21 protein-coding genes are annotated in these 20,501 nt (G+C 72.4%); 6 read left to right on the top strand and 15 right to left on the bottom strand.

The features are described 5' to 3' along the window. Nucleotides 1–137: 137 nt before the first annotated feature. The 4 genes from BLU55_RS02895 to BLU55_RS02880 form a co-directional block, all read right to left on the bottom strand. Nucleotides 138–533, bottom strand: a complete 396-nt coding sequence (locus tag BLU55_RS02895; protein WP_091725854.1) for a cytochrome c oxidase subunit 4 — start codon at nucleotides 531–533, stop codon at nucleotides 138–140. After that, nucleotides 530–2,272, bottom strand: coding sequence for an aa3-type cytochrome oxidase subunit I (ctaD, locus tag BLU55_RS02890; protein WP_091725851.1), 1,743 nt, complete (start codon nucleotides 2,270–2,272; stop codon nucleotides 530–532). The genes BLU55_RS02895 and ctaD overlap by 4 nt, the downstream gene beginning before the upstream one ends. Continuing rightward, nucleotides 2,269–3,156 carry an aa3-type cytochrome oxidase subunit II gene (gene ctaC, locus BLU55_RS02885; protein WP_231917015.1) on the bottom strand — a complete coding sequence of 296 codons (888 nt, stop codon included), beginning with the start codon at nucleotides 3,154–3,156 and terminating at the stop codon, nucleotides 2,269–2,271. The genes ctaD and ctaC overlap by 4 nt, the downstream gene beginning before the upstream one ends. A 165-nt stretch (nucleotides 3,157–3,321) precedes the next feature. Next, nucleotides 3,322–4,296, bottom strand: coding sequence for a carbohydrate kinase family protein (locus BLU55_RS02880; protein ID WP_091725847.1), 975 nt, complete (start codon nucleotides 4,294–4,296; stop codon nucleotides 3,322–3,324). A gap of 101 nt (nucleotides 4,297–4,397) precedes the next feature. On the opposite strand from BLU55_RS02880, the gene BLU55_RS02875 reads away from it, so the two are divergent. Further along, a complete protein-coding gene (locus BLU55_RS02875; protein WP_091725844.1) occupies nucleotides 4,398–4,637 on the top strand; it encodes a hypothetical protein in 240 nt (79 codons plus the stop codon). Nucleotides 4,638–4,732: 95 nt separating this feature from the next. Here BLU55_RS02875 and erpA read toward each other — a convergent pair whose 3' ends face one another. The 8 genes from erpA to BLU55_RS02835 all read right to left on the bottom strand — a co-directional run bounded on the left by erpA (nucleotide 4,733) and on the right by BLU55_RS02835 (nucleotide 11,568). Beyond that, a complete protein-coding gene (erpA, locus tag BLU55_RS02870; protein ID WP_091725841.1) occupies nucleotides 4,733–5,095 on the bottom strand; it encodes an iron-sulfur cluster insertion protein ErpA in 363 nt (120 codons plus the stop codon). A gap of 73 nt (nucleotides 5,096–5,168) precedes the next feature. After that, nucleotides 5,169–6,263 (bottom strand): glycerate kinase family protein, encoded by a 1,095-nt coding sequence (locus tag BLU55_RS02865; RefSeq protein ID WP_091725838.1) that lies wholly within the window; start codon nucleotides 6,261–6,263, stop codon nucleotides 5,169–5,171. A gap of 9 nt (nucleotides 6,264–6,272) precedes the next feature. Further along, the gene (locus BLU55_RS02860; protein WP_091725835.1) at nucleotides 6,273–7,577 is read right to left on the bottom strand and encodes a sensor histidine kinase; all 1,305 of its coding nucleotides are present in this window, start codon (nucleotides 7,575–7,577) and stop codon (nucleotides 6,273–6,275) included. A gap of 135 nt (nucleotides 7,578–7,712) precedes the next feature. Then, on the bottom strand, nucleotides 7,713–8,924 hold the full coding sequence (locus BLU55_RS02855; RefSeq protein ID WP_157682701.1) for a sensor histidine kinase: 1,212 nt from the start codon (nucleotides 8,922–8,924) through the stop codon (nucleotides 7,713–7,715). A 56-nt stretch (nucleotides 8,925–8,980) separates the two neighbouring features. Continuing rightward, complete coding sequence (pspAB, locus tag BLU55_RS02850; RefSeq protein WP_091725830.1) at nucleotides 8,981–9,547, bottom strand: PspA-associated protein PspAB; 567 nt, start codon at nucleotides 9,545–9,547, stop codon at nucleotides 8,981–8,983. Between the two features lie 4 nt (nucleotides 9,548–9,551). Next, nucleotides 9,552–10,475, bottom strand: a complete 924-nt coding sequence (gene htpX, locus BLU55_RS02845; protein ID WP_091725826.1) for a zinc metalloprotease HtpX — start codon at nucleotides 10,473–10,475, stop codon at nucleotides 9,552–9,554. 38 nt (nucleotides 10,476–10,513) lie between these two features. Next, the gene (gene pspAA, locus BLU55_RS02840) at nucleotides 10,514–10,792 is read right to left on the bottom strand and encodes a PspA-associated protein PspAA (RefSeq protein WP_091725823.1); all 279 of its coding nucleotides are present in this window, start codon (nucleotides 10,790–10,792) and stop codon (nucleotides 10,514–10,516) included. Further along, complete coding sequence (locus tag BLU55_RS02835) at nucleotides 10,789–11,568, bottom strand: PspA/IM30 family protein (protein ID WP_091725820.1); 780 nt, start codon at nucleotides 11,566–11,568, stop codon at nucleotides 10,789–10,791. The genes pspAA and BLU55_RS02835 overlap by 4 nt, the downstream gene beginning before the upstream one ends. Before the next feature lie 96 nt (nucleotides 11,569–11,664). On the opposite strand from BLU55_RS02835, the gene BLU55_RS02830 reads away from it, so the two are divergent. Next, nucleotides 11,665–12,258, top strand: a complete 594-nt coding sequence (locus BLU55_RS02830; protein ID WP_091725817.1) for a DUF3043 domain-containing protein — start codon at nucleotides 11,665–11,667, stop codon at nucleotides 12,256–12,258. 19 nt (nucleotides 12,259–12,277) lie between these two features. Here BLU55_RS02830 and BLU55_RS02825 read toward each other — a convergent pair whose 3' ends face one another. Further along, entirely contained in the window at nucleotides 12,278–12,529 is a 252-nt protein-coding gene (locus BLU55_RS02825; protein ID WP_231917014.1) for a hypothetical protein, read from the bottom strand. A gap of 37 nt (nucleotides 12,530–12,566) precedes the next feature. Next, on the bottom strand, nucleotides 12,567–13,667 hold the full coding sequence (gcvT, locus tag BLU55_RS02820) for a glycine cleavage system aminomethyltransferase GcvT (RefSeq protein ID WP_091725815.1): 1,101 nt from the start codon (nucleotides 13,665–13,667) through the stop codon (nucleotides 12,567–12,569). 42 nt (nucleotides 13,668–13,709) lie between these two features. Here gcvT and BLU55_RS02815 point away from each other — a divergent pair, with 42 nt between their 5' ends. After that, nucleotides 13,710–15,221 (top strand): leucyl aminopeptidase, encoded by a 1,512-nt coding sequence (locus BLU55_RS02815; protein ID WP_091725812.1) that lies wholly within the window; start codon nucleotides 13,710–13,712, stop codon nucleotides 15,219–15,221. On the opposite strand, the gene BLU55_RS02810 is transcribed toward BLU55_RS02815, so the two are convergent. Further along, nucleotides 15,218–15,616: a hypothetical protein gene (locus BLU55_RS02810; RefSeq protein ID WP_091725809.1), complete on the bottom strand. Its 399-nt coding sequence runs from the start codon at nucleotides 15,614–15,616 to the stop codon at nucleotides 15,218–15,220. The two genes, BLU55_RS02815 and BLU55_RS02810, sit on opposite strands and share 4 nt — an antisense overlap. A 195-nt stretch (nucleotides 15,617–15,811) precedes the next feature. Here BLU55_RS02810 and lpdA point away from each other — a divergent pair, with 195 nt between their 5' ends. The 3 genes from lpdA (at nucleotide 15,812) to BLU55_RS02795 (ending at nucleotide 20,423) form a co-directional block, all read left to right on the top strand. Further along, on the top strand, nucleotides 15,812–17,167 hold the full coding sequence (gene lpdA / locus BLU55_RS02805; protein ID WP_231917013.1) for a dihydrolipoyl dehydrogenase: 1,356 nt from the start codon (nucleotides 15,812–15,814) through the stop codon (nucleotides 17,165–17,167). 90 nt (nucleotides 17,168–17,257) lie between these two features. Further along, a complete protein-coding gene (sucB, locus tag BLU55_RS02800) occupies nucleotides 17,258–19,090 on the top strand; it encodes a 2-oxoglutarate dehydrogenase, E2 component, dihydrolipoamide succinyltransferase (RefSeq protein ID WP_091725804.1) in 1,833 nt (610 codons plus the stop codon). Nucleotides 19,091–19,253: 163 nt separating this feature from the next. Then, nucleotides 19,254–20,423, top strand: coding sequence for an RtcB family protein (locus BLU55_RS02795; protein WP_091725801.1), 1,170 nt, complete (start codon nucleotides 19,254–19,256; stop codon nucleotides 20,421–20,423). Nucleotides 20,424–20,501 lie beyond the last annotated feature (78 nt).

Genomic DNA, 20,501 nt, shown 5'->3' with positions numbered 1-20,501 from the left:
GAGCAAGGACAGAGCCATGCCAATCTAACAAGCCCTGCAATACGACACGCGCGCGTCTCGCGTGTCAGGGCCCACACGCCGTGGCGGGCTGCCGACACCGGCAACCCGCCACGACCACGCGGTTCAGCGATCGAGCCTCAGTGGGCGTACTCGCCGCGGTAGTACTCGAAGATGAGGCCGCACAGGGCGACGACGCCCAGGGCCGCACCGATGATGAACAGCCACCAGCCGATGGCCACGCCCAGCGTCATGGTCGCCAGGCACAGCGCGCACCACAGGGGCCACCAGGAGAACGGCGGGAAGAAGCCGAGCTCGCCGGCACCCTCCGCGATCTCGCCGTCCTTGCGGTCCTCGGGCCGCGGCTCCATCTTGCGGGCGTGGAAGCCGAGGTAGAACGCGATCAGCGTGACGAGCAGGAAGGTCATCACCAGCGCCGTGGTGCCCGTGAGGTCCCCGCTGGAGAGCCAGTAGAGCGGCGTCACGATGAGGAAGAAGACGCTGCAGAACACGAACATCAGGTATTCGGCCTTCATCGGGCGCCTCCCTTGTCGTCGCTCTCGAGGTGGCCGAAGCGGCCTTCCATGTCGGGGGCGTCAGCCGCACCGCTGAGGTCGTTGTCGGCGTACTCGAGCGCCGCGATCTCGGGGTGGTGCAGGTCGAACGCCGGGGACTCCGAGCGGATCCGCGGCAGCGTCACGAAGTTGTGGCGCGGCGGCGGGCAGCTGGTGGCCCACTCGAGCGAGCGGCCCCAGCCCCACGGGTCGTCGACGGAGATCTTGGGTCCGCGCGAGCTCTGGTAGACGTTCCACAGGAACGGCAGCGTCGAGAACGCCAGCAGGAACGCGCCGACCGTCGAGATCTGGTTGAGCAGCGTGAACCCGTCGGAGGCGGCGTAGTCGGAGTAGCGACGCGGCATGCCCTCGACACCCAGCCAGTGCTGCACGAGGAACGTGGTGTGGAAGCCGAGGAACAGCAGCCAGAAGTGGACCTTGCCGAGGCGCTCGTCGAGCATCCGGCCGGTCATCTTCGGCCACCAGAAGTAGAAGCCGGCGAACATCGCGAACACGACGGTGCCGAAGACGACGTAGTGGAAGTGCGCGACCACGAAGTAGGAGTCCGACACGTGGAAGTCCAGCGGCGGCGAGGCCAGGATGACGCCGGTCAGACCACCGAAGAGGAAGGTGGTGAGGAAGCCGACGGCCCAGAGCATGGGCGTGTCGAAGCTGATGGACCCGCCCCACATCGTGCCGATCCAGTTGAAGAACTTCACGCCTGTCGGGATCGCGATCAGGAACGTCATGCCGGAGAAGAACGCCAGGTCGACCGCACCGGTGACGAACATGTGGTGGGCCCACACGGCGACCGAGAGGACCGCGATGCCGAGCGTCGCGGCGACGAGGCCGACGTAGCCGAAGATCGGCTTGCGGCTGAAGACCGGCAGGATCTCGGTGATGATGCCGAAGAACGGCAGCGCGAGGATGTAGACCTCTGGGTGGCCGAAGAACCAGAACAGGTGCTGCCACAGGATCGACCCACCGTGGTTGGGGTCGAAGACGTGGGCTCCCAGGCTCCGGTCGGCCTCCAGGGCCAGCAGCGCCGCGGCGAAGATCGGGAACGCGATCAGGATCAGCAGGCTGGTCACGAACGAGTTCCACACGAAGATCGGCATCCGGAACATCGTCATGCCGGGGGCGCGCATGCAGATGATCGTCACCGTGAAGTTGACCGCACCCAGGATGGTGCCGAGACCGGCGAGCCACAGCCCCATGATCCACAGGTCGCCACCGACACCGGGCGAGCGCACGGCGTTCGACAGCGGCGTGTACGCCGTCCAGCCGAAGTCGGCGGCGCCCTCACGGGTGAGGAAGCCGGAGGCCGCGATGATGCCGCCGAACAGGTAGAACCAGTAGGCCAGCATGTTGAGCCGCGGGAACGCCACGTCGGGCGCGCCGATCTGCAGCGGGACGAGCACGTTGGCGAAGCCGAAGAACAGCGGCGTCGCGAACAGCAGCAGCATGATCGTGCCGTGCATCGTGAACAGCTGGTTGTAGACCTCGTCGCTGACCACCTGCGAGCCGGGGAAGGCCAGCTCGGAGCGGATGACCAGCGCCATCAGGCCGCCGACGAGGAACCACACGAACGACGTCGTGAGGTAGAGCTTGCCGATCAGCTTGTGGTCGGTCGTGGTGAGGATGCGCGCGAGCTGGGTGCCCAGGCTGTGCTTGGGCGGTGTGACACGGACGCTGGTGGGGGCGTCGGAGACCGCGGTCACTCGTTTCCTCCGTTGCTCTCGCCGGACTCGAGCCCGGGGACGGTCGTTGCGTCGGACCCGCCGAGGGCCGGACCGGTGTTGCCCTGCTCGGCGAGCGAGGCGAGGTGGTCGTCGTACTCCTGCTGGTCGACGACCTTGACGTCGAAGAGCATCCTCGAGTGGCGCACGCCGCAGAGCTCGGCGCACCGCCCCTCGAAGGTGCCCGTGCGCGTGGGGGTCACGGTGAAGCTGTTGTGGCGTCCGGGGATGACGTCCATCTTGAAGAGGAACGCGGGGACCCAGAAGGAGTGGATGACGTCGGGCGAGGCCAGGTTGAGCTGCACGCTCTTGTCCTTGACCAGCCACAGCGTCGGGCGGTCGGCGGTGGTGCCGACCTCGTAGACGGTGTCGCCGCCCATCGACTCGTAGGTGTCGGTCTTCTCGTCGTAGCCCAGGTTGTAGTTGAACGACCAGGACCACTGCTGGCCGACGACGGTGACGATCTCGTCGGCGTTGTCGTCGTCGTGGAGGACCTCGCCCTGCGCCTTGAGCGTGAAGACGAAGAAGACGAGCACCATCATCACGGGGGCGAGGGTGTAGAAGATCTCGATCGGCAGGTTGTAGCGCGTCTGCACGGGGATCTCGGTCTCGCTGCGGCGGCGGAAGCGCACCGAGGCGTAGAAGATCAGGCCCCACACGACGACACCGGTCAGCATCGCGGCGAGCCACGACCACATCCACAGCGTGTGGACGGCGGGAGCCTCCGCGGTGGCCGAGACGGGCATCGCGAGACGCTTGATCTCGGTCTCCGTCTCGGCGGAGCAGCCACTCAGGAACAGCGCAGCAACGACCAGCAGGCCGAGCAGCGCGGCTCGACGCGGGCGCTTGGGGAACTGCAGACTCACAGAAGAGCCCTTTCGGGTGGTGACCGCACGACGGGACCGCCGACGGAGCCAACTACGGACATCCCAGAGCCTACTACTCGCCCCTCCTGAGACACGGCCGGGTCGTGGGTGGGGAAATGCTGTGGATCGCGTCCCGCGGTGATGACCACAGGGCTCCGGAGGGCCTCAGACGAGGTGGTGGCGGACGTCGGCGGCGGCGTCGTCGCCGTACGCCGTTGCGAGACGCTCCACGAACTGCGGCCGCGTGAAGGTGTACTCCTGGGTGCCCACCTGCTCCACGACGTACGCCGCGAGCACGCAGCCGACCTGCGCCGCCCGCTCGTGCGCCAGGCCCCACTCCAGGGCCGCGAGGAAGCCCGAGCGGAACGCGTCGCCGACGCCCGTGGGCTCGACGGCGCGGACCCCGGGCACCGCGCCGACGACGATCTCCTCCGCGTCCTCGGCCACGACGCGGACGCCGTCCTTGCCGAGGGTGACGACCTGGGTGCCGACCCGCGCGAGCACGTCCTCGGCCGACCAGCCGGTCTTCTGCTGGATCATGTGGGACTCGTACTCGTTGCAGAACAGGTACGCCGCGCCGTCGACCAGCTCGCGGATCATCTCGCCCTCGCCGAAGGCCAACTGCTGGCTGGGGTCGGCCACGAAGGCGTAGCCGCGCTGGCGGCACTCGCGGGTGTGGCGGACCATGCCCTCGGGGTCGTCGGGCCCGATCAGCACGAAGGTCGGCTCCCCCACCCGCGCCGCGATCGGTGCCAGCTCGATCAGCCGCGACTCGCTCATCGCCCCGGGGTAGAAGCTGGCGAACTGCGCCATCGTGGTGTCGGTGGTGCACACGAAGCGGGCGGTGTGCTTGTCCTCGGAGATCCGCACCGAGCCGGTGTCCACGCCGTGGCGCTCCAGCCAGGAGCGGTAGTCGGCGAAGTCCTCCCCCGCGGCCCCCACGAGCACCGGCCGCAGCCCCAGCTGTCCCAGCCCGAAGGCGATGTTGCCGGCGCAGCCCCCGCGCCGGATCTCCAGGTCGTCGACGAGGAAGGACACCGAGAGCTTGTCGAGCTGGTCGACGACCAGCGAGTCGGCGAACTTGCCGCCGAAGCTCATCAGGTGGTCGGTGGCGATCGAGCCGGCGATCAGGAGGGACATGGGTGCCTTTCGTGGGTGGTCCGGGCGCGTGGCGACCCGCCCGAGGACCCTACCCATCGGTACGCGCGATGTACGCACGAGTAGCCCCTAGCGTCGGCTCCATGAGCTACCAGCGACTGGCCTACGACGACCACGACACCACTGCGGCCATGCGGCTGGACTGCACCGCGTGCGGCGACCGGATCGACGTGCCGCGCCAGCGGGTGGACCGGTCGCGGGTGACGATGCCGGCGCCCTCGCTGGACTACGCGGCGTACCCGCGGGAGGTGCGCAAGCCGGTCATCGGCATCGACGAGGCCGCCGCCCACCTGGCCTCGCGGCTGCACCTGCACCTCGACTGAGGCCGGCTCCCCGCGTGGGAGTCCCTGCAGACGGCACGAGAGGCGGCACCCCGACCGGGGTGCCGCCTCTCGTCGCGCCTGGTGGTGCGGGTGGCTCAGTGGAAGCTGTCGCCGCAGGCGCAGGAGCCCGTGGCGTTGGGGTTGTCGATGGTGAACCCCTGCTTCTCGATGCTGTCGACGAAGTCGATGGTGGCGCCGTTGAGGTAGGGCACGCTCATCCGGTCCACGACCACGGCCACGCCGTCGAAGTCGGTGACGACGTCGCCGTCGAGGGTGCGCTCGTCGAAGAAGAGCTGGTAGCGGAGGCCGGAGCAACCGCCGGGCTGCACGGCGATGCGCAGCTGCAGGTCCTCCCGACCCTCCTGGGCCAGCAGGCTCTTGACCTTGCTCGACGCGGTGTCGGTGACGTTGATGCCGTCGGTGCGGATCTCGCTAGCGGTGTCGACCTGCTCGGTCATGAGGCTCTCCAGTGCTGATCGGGTGCGCGATACGACATCTCAATCGTCGCACACGGCCGGATATTCCTGGGCATCACCGCGACCACGTCCTCGCCGTGCGCTCGGCGAGCTCGGCCAGGGCCTGCGCCGGGGCGGCGAACGCGCGCTCCTCGCCCACCAGGTCGACGAGGGCGTACGCCGACTCCACGCCCAGCGCGCGCATCTCGCGCGCCCCGACCAGCACCTGGCCGGCCAGGGCCACCACCGGCACGGTCTGCGCGGCCGCGACCTCCGCGACGCCGTAGGGCACCTTGCCCGAGCGCGACTGGAAGTCGAAGGCGCCCTCGCCGGTCAGCACGAGGTCCGACCCCGCGACCACGTCGGCCAGCCGCACCGCCTCGGCGACCAGGGCCACGCCGCTGGTCTGCTCGGCGCCGAGCAGCTGCAGCGCGAAGCCGAGCCCACCCGCCGCCCCGGTGCCCTTGCGGGCGGCCAGCTTGCGGTCGGTCGCCTCCGCGAAGTGCTGCAGCCAGCCGTCGACCACCACGAGGCGCTCGTCGGGCAGGCCCTTCTGGGGGCCGAAGACCTTCGTGGCGCCGGTGATCCCGAGCAGCGGGTTGTCGACGTCGCTGGCGGTCACCAGCTCGACCCCGGCGACCAGGTCGCGGGCGGGGCCGACGTCGACGCCGGCGACCTCGGCCAGGCCGGCCGGGCCCTCGACCAGGGAGCCCGCGGCGCAGGTGGCACCCAGGGCCGCGAGCAGGCCGGCACCGGCGTCGTTGGTGCCCGAGCCGCCCAGACCGACCACGACGCGGGTCGCCCCGCCGGTCACGGCCGCCCGGACCAGCTCGCCGAGGCCGTACGTCGACCCGTGCTCGGCGCGGCGGTCCTCCGGAGCGGTCAGGTGGAGGCCGACGGCCTCGGCGCACTCGAGGTACGCCGTGGTGCCCACGCGCAGCACGGAGGCCGGCACCGGCACGCCGTACGGGTCGCGGACCGTCACCGCCTGGAGCTCGCCCCCCAGCGCGGCGTGCAGCACGTCGACGAACCCGGGGCCGCCGTCGGACATCGGCACCTGCACCAGCTCGTCCCCGGGCGCCCGTCGCGCCCAGCCCTCCGCGATGGCGGCGGCGGCCTCGACCGCGGTGAGGGTGCCGGCGAACTTGTCGGGAGCGATGACGACGCGCATCCCCGCAACCTAGCCCGACCGGGCGGTGCGGCCCGCGGGCACGTCGATGCGGACCAGTGCGCCGCCCTCCGGCGCCTCGTCCAGGCGGACCGTGCCCCCGTGGGCGCGGACCAGCCGGCGGGCGGTGGCCAGGCCGATGCCGAGGCCCTCCGACGGCTCGTCGCCCTGGACCAGGTGGTCGAAGACGCGCTCGCGCTGCCCCACGGGCACCCCCGGTCCGTTGTCGGCGACCTCGAGCCACCAGGCGCCGGTCGGGTCGTCGACCGCGGCCGGCGGCGTGCGCCCCCCGGAGACCCGGAGCCGGGCCGACGGCGCGGTGCGCGTGAAGCGGGCGGCGTTGGCCACGAGGTTCTGCAGGACCAGCCGCAGCTGCGTCCGGTCGCCCCGCACCACGGGCAGCTCGCCCAGGTCCACGGCGGCACGCTGCAGCTGCAGCGCGAGGTCGTCGCAGACCTCGCCCACCAGCTCGCCGAGGTCGACGTCGTCGTGGAGCACGCGGCCGTCGAGCGAGGCGAAGCGCAGCACGTCGCCGATGAGCACGTCCATCCGGTCGACGCTGCCGACGGCCCGCGCCATCAGCCACTCCCCCTCGGGGTCGGTCTCGCCCTCCCGGTCGGACAGCAGCTCCAGCGACGCCGAGAGCGAGGCCAGCGGTCCCTTGAGGTCGTGGGCGACCTGGGCGGCGAACAGGCTGAGCTGCTCGTTGGACCGCTCGAGTGCCACCCGGGCGGCCGAGAGCCCGCGGACCGCCTCCTCCAGCTGCCGGGTGCGCAGCCGCAGCTCCAGCAGGTCGACCACCCGGTGGGCGAGGTCGCCCAGCAGGGCGTCGACGTCGTCGCCGACGTCGCGGGGCACGTGGTCGAACACGCACAGCGTCCCGAAGACCACGCCCGTCGGGGAGACCAGCTGGTGGGCGCAGTAGAAGCGGAAGCTGTTGCGCTCGCCGGTGACGTAGGGGTTGTCGGCCCAGCGCGGGTCCTGCGAGGCGTCGCGCACCCGCACCGGCGCGCCCTCGTAGAGGACGGACGCACACATCGCGTCCGCACGCCCGCAGACCTCGACGCCCGTGCCGTGGGCCGCGACGGTGTCCTGGTCCCCGGAGCTCATCAGGTTGACCGCCGCGGCCGGGACGTCGGCCAGCTGCGCGGCCAGCCGCGCCAGGTCGGTCAGCTCGGCCCGCGGCAGGCCGGCGACGCGGTACGCCGCCACCTGGGCGTCGCGCACCCGGTCGCGCTCGGAGTCGCGCTCCGCGCGGGGTCCGGGCTCGGGGGCCGCGCTCGGAGGCGGGGCGGGCGAGGGGATGTCGCTGCGCATGGAGCTCCCGCCGTCCGGTCCGGCCGTGGTCCCGACCGGGGTCAGGTCACCACACCAGGTCGCACCCGCGCCAGGTGCCGTCCGTCGCGGGCCGGCGCGCTTCCGGACGAAGCCGGGCGAGTCAGGCGTCGGGCGTCAGGCGTCGGGCAGGGAGAACCAGAACTCGGCGCCGCCCTGGGGCGACTCCCCCACCCCGATGCTGCCGCCGTGCGCCTCCACGATGCGACGGCACGTGGCCAACCCGATCCCGGCGCCGTCGACACCTGCGTCGGCGGCAGCATCGCCGCGCACCAGCAGCTCGAAGACGGCCTCGCGCTGGGCGAGCGGCACTCCCGGACCGTTGTCGGCGACCCGGATCGTGGTGCGGCCGTCGTGCGTCGACCCGCTCAGGGTCACCACGGGACCGTCGGAGGTGGTGGCGTGCTTGAAGGCGTTGGCCACGAGGTTCTGGAGCACGGCCCGGACCTGGACGCGGTCGCCGTACAGCTTGGGGAGCGGCTCGACGACCACCTCGGTCGCGCCGCGACGGGCCGCCAGGTCGACCAGCACCTCCTCGACCACGGCCACGGCGTCGACCTGCTCCGCCTGCAGCCGGCCCCCGAGGACGGCGAAGTCCATCAGCCCCGAGACGGTGCCGTGCATCCGGCGCGCGCTCGACAGCGCCGTTCCGACGAAGGCCGCCAGCTGCGCCCGGTCGTGCTCCTCGCCGTCGAGGTCCTCCTGGATCAGCTCCAGGGCCATCTGGACCGCCGCGAGCGGCCCCTTGACGTCGTGGCTGACCTGGCCGGCGAAGGCCGCCAGGTGCTCGTTGGAGCGACGCAGCTCCTTGCTGCCGCCCGCGAGCACCTGGAGCAGCTGGCCCATGTCGGCCCGCTCGCGGCGCACCTCCATGGCCTGCACGGCCGCCTCGCCGAGCTGCCCCAGGGCGTCGAGCATGGCCTGGGTGATCTCACGCGGCTGCGGGTCGAAGATGCACAGGGTCCCGATCGAGACGCCGTGGGCGGTGACGAGCTGCGCCGCGGCGTACGTCGTGACGGCGCCGGAGGTGACGAAGACGCTGTCGGAGAAGAGGGGGTCGACCCGGGCGTCGGGCACCAGCTGCACCCGCTCGGGTCGACGCAGCGCACGGGCGCACAGCGACGCCTCGAGGTCGTCGCGCCCGACGGCGCCGGTGGAGTCGGCGATGGCGTGCTGGGCCTCGGAGGTGATGACGTTGATGCGCGCGGCCGCGGCGCCGGTCATCAGCGCCGCCGCGCGCACCAGGTGGTCGAGGATCTGCGGCGGCGTGCCGTCGAGGAGGTCGAGAGCGCCGATCTCGGCGTCACGCAGCACCTCCTCCAGCCTCATGCGGCCCATGATAAGCCCCAAATGCCCTTTTCGGACATTTTCCGCCCAAGGGGTTCCTAAAGGGGAAGACCCCAGATCGGCATCCACCGGCTGGTGTCGGCCTCCACGGGGAGGTCCACGCCGACCGCGTCGCGGAGCTGTCGCTCGCGCAGCGTGTCGCGGGTGCTGGCCCCGGTGGGCACGAACGGGTAGAAGGTGCCCTGCTTGTAGAGGTAGACGAGGTACGCCGGCGCCCCCTGCTCGTCGCTGAAGCCGATCACCGAGCACAGCAGGCTGGAGGAGAAACCCTGCGCCTCCAACGAGGCGTTGACGGCGTGCAGGTCGGTGACCAGCGCCGCCGGGTCGGGCGGGTCGGTGCGCACCGTGAGCCAGGTGTAGCCGTAGTCGTCGACCGTGGTCTCGGTGCGGGGTCCGCCGTCCAGGCCCACCAGGTCGCTCGCCTCGGCCTGGCTCAGCCGCGAGGCCTGGCCCTCGGCGGCCCGGAAGCACACCGACCCCGCGCCGCTCGGCCGCAGGCCCAGGCCGGCCTCGAGGGTCATCGCGGCCGACGGCACCGAGAACAGCGCGTCGAGGGTGGCCGCCCGGGGCGTCGTACGACCCCGGATCGCGTCCCAGAAGCCCATCGCGTCAGTAGCTCTTGCCGAGGCTGGCGGAGATCTTCGCGAGCTGGTCGAGCCGCTGCTCCAGCGGCGGGTGGGTGGCGGTCAGCGTGCTCATCGAGACGCCGCGCACGGCCGGGGTGATGAAGAAGGCGTTCATCTTCTGGGCAGCACGCAGGTCGCGCTCCGGGACGGCGTTCATCTGGCCGCTGATCTTGGTCAGCGCCGAGGCCAGCGCGGACGGCTTCTGGGTCAGGTAGGCGCCCGAGCGGTCGGCGCACAGCTCGCGGTAGCGCGAGAGCAGGCGCAGGGCGACGAAGCTGACGGCGTACACCACGAGCGAGACGACCAGGGCCAGGACGAGCGCGATCGCTCCCCCGCCGTTGTCGTTGTTGCCGCGCGAGCGGGCCAGCCCGAAGCCGCCGTACTGCGCCCCCTGGGTGACCATGCCGGCGACGATGCCGGCCGACGACGCGACCGTCATGACGAGGACGTCGCGGTGGGCGACGTGGGACAGCTCGTGGGCGAGCACGCCCTCGAGCTCCTCGACGGTCAGCAGCTGCAGGATGCCGGTCGTCACGCAGACCGCCGAGCGCTCCGGGGAGCGGCCCGTGGCGAACGCGTTGGGGACGTGGGTGTCGGCGATCGCGACGCGGGGCTTGGGCATGTCGGCCATGGCGCAGAGCCGGTCGATCATGCCGTGCAGCTCGGGCGCCTGCTCCGGGGTGACGACCCGGGCCCGCATCGCCTTGAGGGCGACGGTGTCCGAGCGCCACCACTGGAAGAAGGCCACGCCGATGCCGACCAGGCCGATGACGATGGCCAGCGGAGCCGATCGCGAGATCGCCATGAGGGAGACGACGAGGGCCACGAACAGCCCACCGAGCACGAACATCACGGCGGTCATGCGGAGCGTCAGTCCGGAGTCGGGGACGAAGCGGGTGCGGGCCATGTCAGGTGAACGTGCGGGAGGGCACGGGAGGTTCCGTCCTAGCCGGGGATGAGACCCTCGTCACCGAGCATGGCGCGGACCTCCTCGAGGGTCGCGTCGGCCGGCGGCAGGATCAGGTCGGAGTCGTGCAGGACGTCGTCGGGCAGCGGGACGCCGGCGTCGCGTACGCCGTCGAGCAGCGCGGCGAGCGCCTGCGCGAACGCGTCGTGGTCCCCCGCCTCGACGGCCTGCTCCACCGCGGCGTCGAGGCCGTTGAGCCCGTCGACGCGGTCGTCGGCGACCTCGAGCTGGCCCTCGGTGAGGATCCGGACGATCACTTCTGCTCCCCCTCGGGCTGCGCCTGGGCCTGGGCCTGCGGCTGGCCCTGGGGGGCGGCGTCGAGCTGCGGCGTGGCGGAGCTGCCGCCCTTGAGCGCGGCGAGCTCGGCCTCGACGTCGGACTGGCTGCTCATCGCCTCGAGCTCGCGGGAGATGTCGTCGCCGCGGTTGACCGAGCTGGCATCGTCGAGCGCGCCCGAGGCGATCAGCTCGTCGACCGCACCGGCGCGGGCCTGCATCTGCAGGGTCTTGTCCTCGGCGCGCTGGATCGCCATGCCGACGTCGCCCATCTCCTCGGAGATGCCGGAGAAGGCCTCGCCGATGCGGGTCTGGGCCTCGGCGGCGGTGTAGGTCGCCTTGATCGTCTCCTTGCGGGTGCGGAACGACTCGACCTTGGCCGAGAGCCGCTGGGAGGCCAGCGTCAGCTTCTCCTCCTCGCCCTGGAGCTGGGCGTGCTGGGCCTGCAGGTCGCTCAGCTGGCCGGTCAGGGCCGACTTGCGGGTGAGCGCCTCGCGGGCGAGGTCCTCGCGGCCCATGTCGATGGCCTTCTGGGCCTGGGAGGTCAGCTTGTCGCTCTGGTTCTGCAGCTGGTTCATCTGCAGCTCGACCCGCTTGCGGCTCGTCGCCACGTCGGCCACGCCGCGGCGGACCTTCGTGAGCATCTCGAGCTGGCGCTGGTAGCTGTAGTCGAGGGTCTCGCGCGGGTCCTCCGCCTTGTCCAGGGCACTGTTGGCCTTGGCCCGGAAGACCGTGCTGATCCGCTTCATGAGGCTCATGGGCTCACGGTACCGGCCGGTGCCACCGAGTTCGAGGACGTGCGCCGGGTAGGCTCGCGGCCCCCGTCCCCCCACCGCCGTCTCGAGGGATCACGCGTGTTCCGCCGCACCGACAAGTCCGAGCCGACCTCCGCAGCCGCCCCCGCCCCGGGCACGACCGCGAAGGGGACGGGCGCGAAGGGTCGCCCCACCCCGACCCGCCGCGAGGCCGAGGCCGCCGCCCGCGCCCGGGCGCGCTCGGCGACGGACTCCAAGGAGGCCCGCAAGCAGCAGCGGGCCCGCCGGGCCGAGGAGAGCCGCAAGATGCGCGCGGGCATGAAGGCCGGGGACGAGCGGTACCTGATGGCGCGCGACAAGGGGCCGGTCAAGAGCTTCGTGCGCGACTTCGTCGACGGCCGGGTCTCGATCGCGGAGTTCCTGCTGCCGCTGCTGCTGGTGACGTTCCTGCTCCAGGCCTCCGGCAACGACGCGCTGGTCCGCTTCGGCGGGGCGCTGTGGTCCACCACGATCCTCGTCGTCGTGCTCGACACGCTGTGGCTGGTCTTCCGCCTCAAGCGCGCGCTCAAGGCCCGCTTCCCCGAGGAGAACCTCCGCGGTACCACGTTCTACGCCGTGCTGCGCGCGCTCCAGGTGCGCCCGCTGCGCTCCCCCAAGGCCAAGGTCCGGATCGGCGGCGCCCCGAAGGTCTGAGGCTGCGTTGGTCCGAGAGTCAGGACGCCTCGAGCGACATCGGCCCGTAGACCTCGCGGTCGCCCTCGAGCAGGGTGACGGCCGCGACGCCCTGCTCGGCGAGGTCGGGGTAGACCTCCCCCAGCCACGTCTCGGCGTCGCCGCGCGTGGGGAACTCCGTGCGCTCCTGGACCACCACGGCGCCGTCGGCGTCGAGCAGCTGCCACCACCACGGCACGTCGTCGGGCCGGCGGGAGGAGAAGGTCGGGTTCGGGTCCTGGGGTGTGCTCACGGTCGGTCCTCTGCGTCGGGTGCGGTCGGGGGCTGGGTCACGCGTCGCGGACGTGGGAGGCGACGAACGGCGGGGCGGTCACCACGAAGACCTCGCCGCGACCCCGGACGTCGACCAGGACCTCGGCGCCGAGCTGCACCTGCCGGTTGACCAGGGCCAGCGCCACGCCCTTGCGCAGCGTCGGGCTGAAGGTGCCGGAGGTGACGTGGCCGATCGGCAGGTCACGGGTGATCTTGACGCTCATCTGCGGGCGGGCGATGCCCCGGCCCTGGGCCACCAGGCCGCGCAGCACGACGCGCGTGCCGGCCTCCTTCTCCGCGACCAGGGCCTCCTTGCCCCAGAAGGCGGGCTTGGACCAGCCGACCGCCCAGCCCAGGCGCGACTGGTTGGGGGTGACCTCGAGCGAGACGTCCTGCCCGTGCAGCGGGTAGCCCATCTCGGTGCGCAGCGTGTCGCGCGCGCCCAGCCCGGCGGGGAGCAGGCCCAGCGGGGTCCCGGCGGCCACCAGCGCGTCCCACAGGGCCGGTGCGGCGTCGGACGGCAGCACCAGCTCGTAGCCGCGCTCGCCGGTGTAGCCGGTGCGGCACACCACGACGTCGACGCCCTCGTGGGGCGCGACCGCGAAGGACATGTAGTCGTGGCCGGCGGGCAGGCCGAGGGCCTCGAGGACCGCGTCGGAGCGCGGGCCCTGCAGGGCGAGCACGGCGTGCGAGGTGTGCTGGTCGGTCAGCACCAGCCCGGACGGCGCGTCGGCCCGGAGCCGGCGCAGCACCTCGGCGGTGTTGGCGGCGTTGGGCACCAGCAGGACGTGGTCCTCGGCGTGGACGTAGGCGATCAGGTCGTCGACCACGCCACCGGAGGCGGCGTCCAGGGCGAGGGTGTACTGCGCCTGTCCGGGCCCGATGCGGCGCAGGTCGTTGCTGAGGCAGGTGTCGAGGAAGTCGACCGCGCCGGGGCCGCGGACCTCGATCTTGCCGAGGTGGCTCACGTCGAACAGGCCGACCGCCTCGCGCACGGCGGTGTGCTCCTTGATGACGCCCGTGGGGTACTCCAGCGGCATCTCCCACCCGCCGAACTCGGAGAGCTTGGCCCCGAGGGCGAGGTGGCGCTCGTGCAGGGGCGAGTGGAGCAGCGGCATGCGCGGCAGGCTACCCGCTGGCCCCGGCCTACGATGCGGTGCGTGACGACCTACACGCTGCGCAAGGGAAGCCCCGCCAAGACCCGCACCGACGTCGTCGTGGTGGGCGTGGTGCGCACCACGAAGGGCGACCTCGAGGTCGCCACGGGGGGCGAGGACGTCGCCGCGGCGTACGGCCGCCGGTTCAAGCCGCTGCTCAGCTCGATGGCCTTCCGGGGCGACCCGGGAGAGGTGCTGCGGGTGCCCACCGGCGACACCCTGCCCTCGGGCCAGCTGCTGGCGGTCGGCCTGGGCGCGGCCGACGGCGTCACCACCGAGACGCTGCGACGCGCCGCCGGCACCGTCGCCCGCAGCCTCGGCAACGCCGCCTCGGTCGCCCTCGCGCTGCCGCTCGACGAGCCCCTGCGGGTGCGGGCGGTCGTCGAGGGGTTCGTGTCGGGTCTCTACTCCTTCACCAGCTACAAGAGCGGCGCCGAGCCGACGTCGGTCGCGGAGGTCACCCTGCTGAGCCCGACCGCCCGCGACGCCGATGCGGTCGCAGCCGTCGAGCAGGCCCAGGTCGTCGCGGCCGCCGTGGCCCGGGCCCGCGACTGGACCAACACCCCGCCCAACGACCTCTACCCCGAGGTGTTCGCCGAGCAGGTCGCCGACCTGGGCCGCCAGCAGAAGGGCAAGGGGCCCAAGGTCGCGGTCGAGGTGCTCGAGCCCGAGCAGCTGCGGGAGCTCTCCTGCGGCGGCATCCTCGGCGTCGGACAGGGGTCGGCGCGCGAGCCCCGCCTGGTCAGGCTCACCTGGTCGCCCCCCGGGGCGCGGGGACACCTCGCCCTGGTCGGCAAGGGCATCACCTACGACTCGGGCGGCCTGTCTATCAAGTCGGGCAGCTCCATGGCCACCATGAAGTTCGACATGGGCGGCGCCGCGGCCGTCATCGCCGCCACCTTCGCGATCGCCGAGCTCGGCCTGCCCGTGGCCGTCACGACGTACGCCCCGATGGCCGAGAACATGCCGGGCGGGCGCGCGATGCGCCCCGGCGACGTGCTGACGATGCACGACGGCCAGACCGTCGAGGTCACCAACACCGACGCCGAGGGCCGCCTCATCCTGGCCGACGCCCTCGCCATGGCCGTCGAGGACGGCCCCGACGCGATCGTCGACGTCGCCACCCTCACCGGCGGCTGCGTGGTCGCGCTCGGCGAGAAGGTCGCGGGCCTCATGGGCGACGACCCCACCACCGCCGCCCTCACCGAGGCCGCCGAGCGCAGCGGCGAGCTGCTGTGGCGGCTGCCCATCCCGGAGGAGTCGCGCCGGGCCGTCGTGGACACCAAGGTCGCCGACGTGCTGCAGGCCAACTGGGTCCGCTGGGGCGGGACGCTGTACGCCGCGGCCTTCCTCGAGCGCTTCGTCGGCGACGTGCCCTGGGCGCACCTCGACATCGCCGGCAGCGCCTGGAACAGCGGCGGCGCGTGGGGCCACGTGACCCCCGGCGCGACCGGCTACTCGGTCACCACCCTGGTGGAGTACGCCGCGGCCCTCGCCGCCGGCCCGACCGACTAGCGGCGCTCGGGCTCCTCGTCGGGACGCTCGTCCTGGTCGAGGCTGCTCCTCAGCAGCTCCTTCTGGCGCAGCCGCTGGCGGTGGTTGTACTCCCGCATCCGCTGCGGGATCCCGACCAGCCCCGCGTCGTACGACGGGACGCCGTTGCGGTTGGCCAGGTCGTGGGCCCACGCGACCGAGGGCACCCGGCGACGCGTCCACTCGCCGTCGTACGCCACCAGCAGCAGGGTCGTGTCGGTCACCGTGGTGCGCGGCTCGACGAAGCCCTCGACACCTCGACGCGTGGCGATGAAGTCGAGGAGGTGCTGGGCGTCGGCGGCGTCGGAGGCACGCTCGACGGCACGGCCGTCGGTGCGTCGACGGCCGCCGCGACGGAACCGGTCACGCAGCGCCATGGCACCAGTGTGCTGCATCGCCGGTCGTCGCACCGGCGGAACTGCCGCCGGGCCGCGCCGGGTGCGGCGAGAGGGGTGTCAGCCGACTGGTGCAGGAGTGGTTGGATGGTGCCTGACACGCCACGAGGGAGGTCTGACGTGCCAGACGGGTCGGGGACAGCAACCGGGTCGGATCGCGGAGCCCGCGAGTTCGACGTGGTGGTGCTGGGCGCGGGGTCGGGCGGCTACGCCTGTGCGCTGCGCGCCGCCCAGCTCGGCCTGTCCGTCGCGCTCGTCGAGAAGGACAAGCTCGGCGGCACCTGCCTCCACGTCGGCTGCATCCCCACCAAGGCGCTGCTCCACGCCGCCGAGGTCGCCGACTCGGCCCGCCACGCGGAGCGGTTCGGCGTGCGCGCCAGCCTCGAGGGCGTGGACATGGCGGGCGTCAACGCCTACCAGGACGGTGTCGTCTCCCGCCTGTTCAAGGGCCTCGAGGGGCTGGTGAGGAGCCGCGGCATCACCGTCGTCGAGGGCCACGGCCGGCTCGTCGGCCCCCGGACCGTCGAGGTCGACGGCACGGCGTACGTCGGGCGCCACGTCGTGCTCGCCTCGGGCTCGCGGTCGCGCTCGCTGCCCGGGCTCGAGGTGGACGGCACCCGCGTGCTGAGCTCCGAGCACGCGCTGCACCTCGACCGGGTCCCGGAGTCCGTGGTCGTGCTGGGCGGCGGCGTCATCGGCGTCGAGTTCGCCAGCGTGTGGCGCTCCTTCGGCGCCGAGGTGACGATCCTCGAGGCGCTGCCCCACCTGGTGCCGGCCGAGGACGAGCAGTCCTCCAGGGCCCTGGAGCGGGCCTTCCGCAAGCGCGGCATCCGCTTCCACACCGGCACCCGCTTCGAGTCCGTGAAGGTCACCGGCTCGGGCGTCGTGGTCACCGTCGAGGGCGGCGCCACCCACGAGGCCGACCTGCTGCTGGTCGCCGTGGGCCGCGGCCCGGTCACCGACGGCCTCGGCTACGACGAGCAGGGCGTCGCGATGGACCGGGGCTTCGTCACCACCGACGAGCGCTGCCGCACCTCGGTGTCCGGCGTGTACGCCGTGGGCGACATCGTGCCCGGCCTGCAGCTGGCCCACCGCGGCTTCGCGCAGGGCGTCTTCGTCGCCGAGGACATCGCCGGCCTCGAGCCGCGTCCGGTCGCCGAGAGCTCCATCCCCCGCGTCACCTACTCCGAGCCCGAGGTGGCCTCGGTCGGGCTGACCGAGGCCCAGGCCCGCGAGCAGCACGGCGACGCCGTGTCGTCGCTGACCTACGACCTCGGGGGCAACGGCAAGAGCCAGATCCTCGGCACCCAGGGCTTCGTCAAGCTCGTGCGCGTCGAGGACGGCCCCGTCGTCGGCGTGCACCTCGTGGGCAGCCGGGTCGGCGAGCTGGTGGGCGAGGCCCAGCTGATCGTCGGCTGGGAGGCCCACCCCGAGGACGTCGCACCGTTCGTCCACGCCCACCCCACCCAGGACGAGGCGCTCGGCGAGGCCCACCTGGCGCTCGCGGGCAAGCCGTTGCACGCCCATGCCTGACCTGATAGCCCTGCACCAGTAGTCCCCGCACCTCGCACGACCCCCGAACCGAACGCCGCACAGAGCGTGATCTCCGAGCAAAGGAACCCGATGTCGACACCCGTGAACCTCCCCGCGCTGGGTGAGTCCGTCACCGAAGGCACCATCACCCGCTGGCTGAAGTCGGTCGGTGACACCGTCGAGGTCGACGAGCCCCTGCTCGAGGTGTCCACCGACAAGGTGGACACCGAGATCCCCTCCCCCGTCTCCGGCACGCTGCTGGAGATCAAGGCTGACGAGGACGAGACCGTCGAGGTCGGCGCGGAGCTGTGCGTCATCGGCGACGAGGGCGAGGGCGGCGGCTCCGGGTCCGACGACGCCGGCTCCGACGAGGGCGAGGCCGAGACGGCCGAGGCGCCCGACGCCGAGGACGCGGGCGAGCCCGCCCCCGCCGAGGAGGAGCAGGACGAGCCCGCCGAGGAGCCGGAGAAGCCGGCCGCCACGTCGTCCGGCGGCGGCGGTGGCGGTGGCGGCACCCCGGTCACGCTGCCCGCGCTGGGCGAGTCGGTCACCGAGGGCACGGTCACGCGCTGGCTCAAGTCCGTCGGTGACGAGGTCGCCGTCGACGAGCCGCTCCTCGAGGTCTCCACCGACAAGGTCGACACCGAGATCCCCTCGCCCGTGGCGGGCACGCTGCAGTCGATCAAGGTCGAGGAGGACGAGACCGTCGAGGTCGGCGCCGAGCTGTGCGTCATCGGCGACGGCGCCGCGGCCGAGAGCGAGCCCGAGCCGGAGCCCGAGCCCGAGCCGGAGCCCGAGCCGGAGAAGAAGCCCGAGCCGGAGGAGAAGCCCGAGCCCGAGAAGAAGCCCGAGCCGAAGCAGGAGACCCCCGCCCCGACCAAGGAGTCGCGGCAGGAGCCCGAGGCCGACTCCTCGAGCGAGCCCAAGACCGGCCCCCAGGGGTCATCGGGCAGCTCCTCGGGCGGCTCGTCCGACGGCGGCACCTACGTCACGCCGCTGGTGCGCAAGATGGCCGCCGAGCACGGCGTCGACCTGGCGTCGGTGACCGGCACCGGTGTGGGGGGACGGATCCGCAAGCAGGACGTCCTGGCCGCAGCCGAGGCCGCGAAGTCCGCCGCGTCCGCGGCTCCCGAGCCGGCAGCCGACCGGTCCGAGGCCGCCTCGGCGGCGAGCGGCAGCGGCAAGGCGCCGCAGCCGACCGCCCCCAGCCCGCTGCGGGGCAAGACCGAGAAGATCAGCCGGCTGCGCAAGGTGATCGCCAGCCGGATGGTCGAGTCGCTGCAGACCTCCGCGCAGCTGACCCAGGTCGTCGAGGTCGACGTCACCAACATCGCGCGGCTCCGCGACCGGGTGAAGGGCGAGTTCCTGGCCCGCGAGGGCGTCAAGCTCTCCTACCTGCCGTTCTTCGCCAAGGCGACGGTCGACGCCCTGAAGTCGCACCCGGCGCTGAACGCCACCTTCGACCTCGAGGCGGGCGAGGTGACCTACTACGACCGCGAGAACGTCGCGTTCGCGGTGGACACCGAGAAGGGCCTGCTGACCCCGGTCGTCAAGGACGCCGGCGACCTGTCCATCGCCGGTCTGGCCAAGAAGATCGCCGACGTCGCCGAGCGCACCCGCACCAACAAGATCGGTCCCGACGACCTGTCGGGCGGCACCTTCACGATCACCAACCTCGGCAGCGTGGGCGCCCTGTGGGACACCCCGATCATCAACAAGCCGCAGGTCGCGATCCTCGGGCCCGGCACGGTCGTCAAGCGCCCCGTCGTGATCGACGACCCCAACCTGGGCGAGACGATCGCGGTGCGCTACATGGTCTACCTGGCGCTGACCTACGACCACCAGCTGGTCGACGGCGCCGACGCCGGTCGCTTCCTGCAGGACGTCAAGGGACGCCTGGAGTCCGGCAGCTTCGACGTCTGACCCGCAGCACCCGACGCGGTGCTCCGCCGCCACCACCCGGTGGCGGCGGGGCACCGCGTCGGTGCGTCCCGGGCGGAAAACCCGGTGACGTCCGGTCCGGCGGCTGGCACGCTCCTCCACGGCCCGGCCGCGACCAGCGCGGCCGACCGGACGAGGAAGGACCATGGAGGAGATCTCGAAGACGCTGCTGTCCTGGGCGTCGATCCTGGAGGACCACACCCGAGCCCAGGCGGTGACGACGGCGTCGATGCCGTTCATCCACCCCCACCTGGCGCTGATGCCCGACGCCCACCTGGGCCGCGGCGCGACCGTCGGGTCGGTGATCCCGACGCTCGGCGCCGTCATGCCGGCAGCCGTCGGCGTCGACATCGGCTGCGGCATGATCGCCGTGCGCACCGACTGGACCCGCGACCGGCTGCCGGCCGACCGGTCCGTCGTACGCCGGGAGATCGAGCGGTCGGTGCCGCTGAGCGCCGGCGCGGCCAACCGCACGGTCTCGCGCGAGCACACCGAGCAGCGGCTCGTGCAGCTGCGCGCCCTGGCCGAGGAGGCCGGCTTCGACCCCGCGGCGCGCGCGAAGCGCTGGGAGCTGCAGCTGGGCACCCTCGGCTCGGGCAATCACTTCATCGAGGTCACCGTGGACGAGCAGGACCGGGTGTGGCTGTTCCTGCACTCCGGGTCGCGCGGGGTCGGCAACAAGATCGCCCAGCACCACATCGGCGTCGCGCGCGAGCTGTGCCGCCGCTGGTGGATCGACCTGCCCGACCTCGACCTGGCCTACCTGGTGGAGGGCACCCCGGAGTTCAACGCCTACGTCGCCCAGATGCGGTGGGCGCAGATCTACGCGCTGCTCAACCGCGAGGAGATGATGGACCGCGTGCTGCGCTGCTTCGCCGAGTGGGTCGGGGGTGACGTGGCGCGGCTCGAGGAGATCAACTGCCACCACAACTACACCGAGCAGGAGCGGCACTACGGCAAGCAGGTCTGGCTCTCCCGCAAGGGCGCCATCAACGCCGAGGCGGGCCGGCCCGGACTGATCCCCGGGTCGATGGGCACCGCGTCGTACGTCGTGGAGGGCAAGGGGTACGCCCCTTCGCTCCACTCGGCCCCGCACGGCGCCGGCCGGGCGTTCAGCCGCACGGCGGCCCGCAAGGCGTTCTCGGTCGAGCAGCTGCGCGAGGCGATGGTCGGGATCGAGTACCGCGACACCGAGGCCTTCGTCGACGAGATCCCCGCGGCGTACAAGGACATCGACCAGGTGATGGCCGACGCCGCCGACCTCGTCGAGGTGCGCCACGTGCTGCGGCAGGTCGTCAACGTCAAGGGCGACTGACCTGGGGGACGAACCGGGTGCGGATGACGGGTGAAGCTGCCCGTGGGTGTCCGGTTCGTCCCGGTGTTGCGGGCAGTT

The sequence above is a fragment of the Nocardioides scoriae genome (assembly GCF_900104965.1).
Classification (GTDB): domain Bacteria; phylum Actinomycetota; class Actinomycetes; order Propionibacteriales; family Nocardioidaceae; genus Marmoricola; species Marmoricola scoriae.
This window is presented reverse-complemented; position numbering and strand designations above follow the sequence as displayed.

Coding starts and splice junctions, on each gene's coding strand:
- BLU55_RS02810 (WP_091725809.1), bottom strand. CDS start 15,616: ATGGCGCTGCGTGACCGGTTCCGTCGCGGCGGCCGTCGACGCACCGAC.
- gcvT (WP_091725815.1), bottom strand. CDS start 13,667: ATGCCGCTGCTCCACTCGCCCCTGCACGAGCGCCACCTCGCCCTCGGG.
- BLU55_RS02855 (WP_157682701.1), bottom strand. CDS start 8,924: ATGAGGCTGGAGGAGGTGCTGCGTGACGCCGAGATCGGCGCTCTCGAC.
- sucB (WP_091725804.1), top strand. CDS start 17,258: ATGTCGACACCCGTGAACCTCCCCGCGCTGGGTGAGTCCGTCACCGAA.
- erpA (WP_091725841.1), bottom strand. CDS start 5,095: ATGACCGAGCAGGTCGACACCGCTAGCGAGATCCGCACCGACGGCATC.
- pspAB (WP_091725830.1), bottom strand. CDS start 9,547: ATGGGCTTCTGGGACGCGATCCGGGGTCGTACGACGCCCCGGGCGGCC.
- BLU55_RS02865 (WP_091725838.1), bottom strand. CDS start 6,263: ATGCGCGTCGTCATCGCTCCCGACAAGTTCGCCGGCACCCTCACCGCG.
- BLU55_RS02880 (WP_091725847.1), bottom strand. CDS start 4,296: ATGTCCCTCCTGATCGCCGGCTCGATCGCCACCGACCACCTGATGAGC.
- BLU55_RS02860 (WP_091725835.1), bottom strand. CDS start 7,577: ATGCGCAGCGACATCCCCTCGCCCGCCCCGCCTCCGAGCGCGGCCCCC.
- htpX (WP_091725826.1), bottom strand. CDS start 10,475: ATGGCCCGCACCCGCTTCGTCCCCGACTCCGGACTGACGCTCCGCATG.
- BLU55_RS02795 (WP_091725801.1), top strand. CDS start 19,254: ATGGAGGAGATCTCGAAGACGCTGCTGTCCTGGGCGTCGATCCTGGAG.
- BLU55_RS02835 (WP_091725820.1), bottom strand. CDS start 11,568: ATGAGCCTCATGAAGCGGATCAGCACGGTCTTCCGGGCCAAGGCCAAC.
- BLU55_RS02895 (WP_091725854.1), bottom strand. CDS start 533: ATGAAGGCCGAATACCTGATGTTCGTGTTCTGCAGCGTCTTCTTCCTC.
- BLU55_RS02875 (WP_091725844.1), top strand. CDS start 4,398: ATGAGCTACCAGCGACTGGCCTACGACGACCACGACACCACTGCGGCC.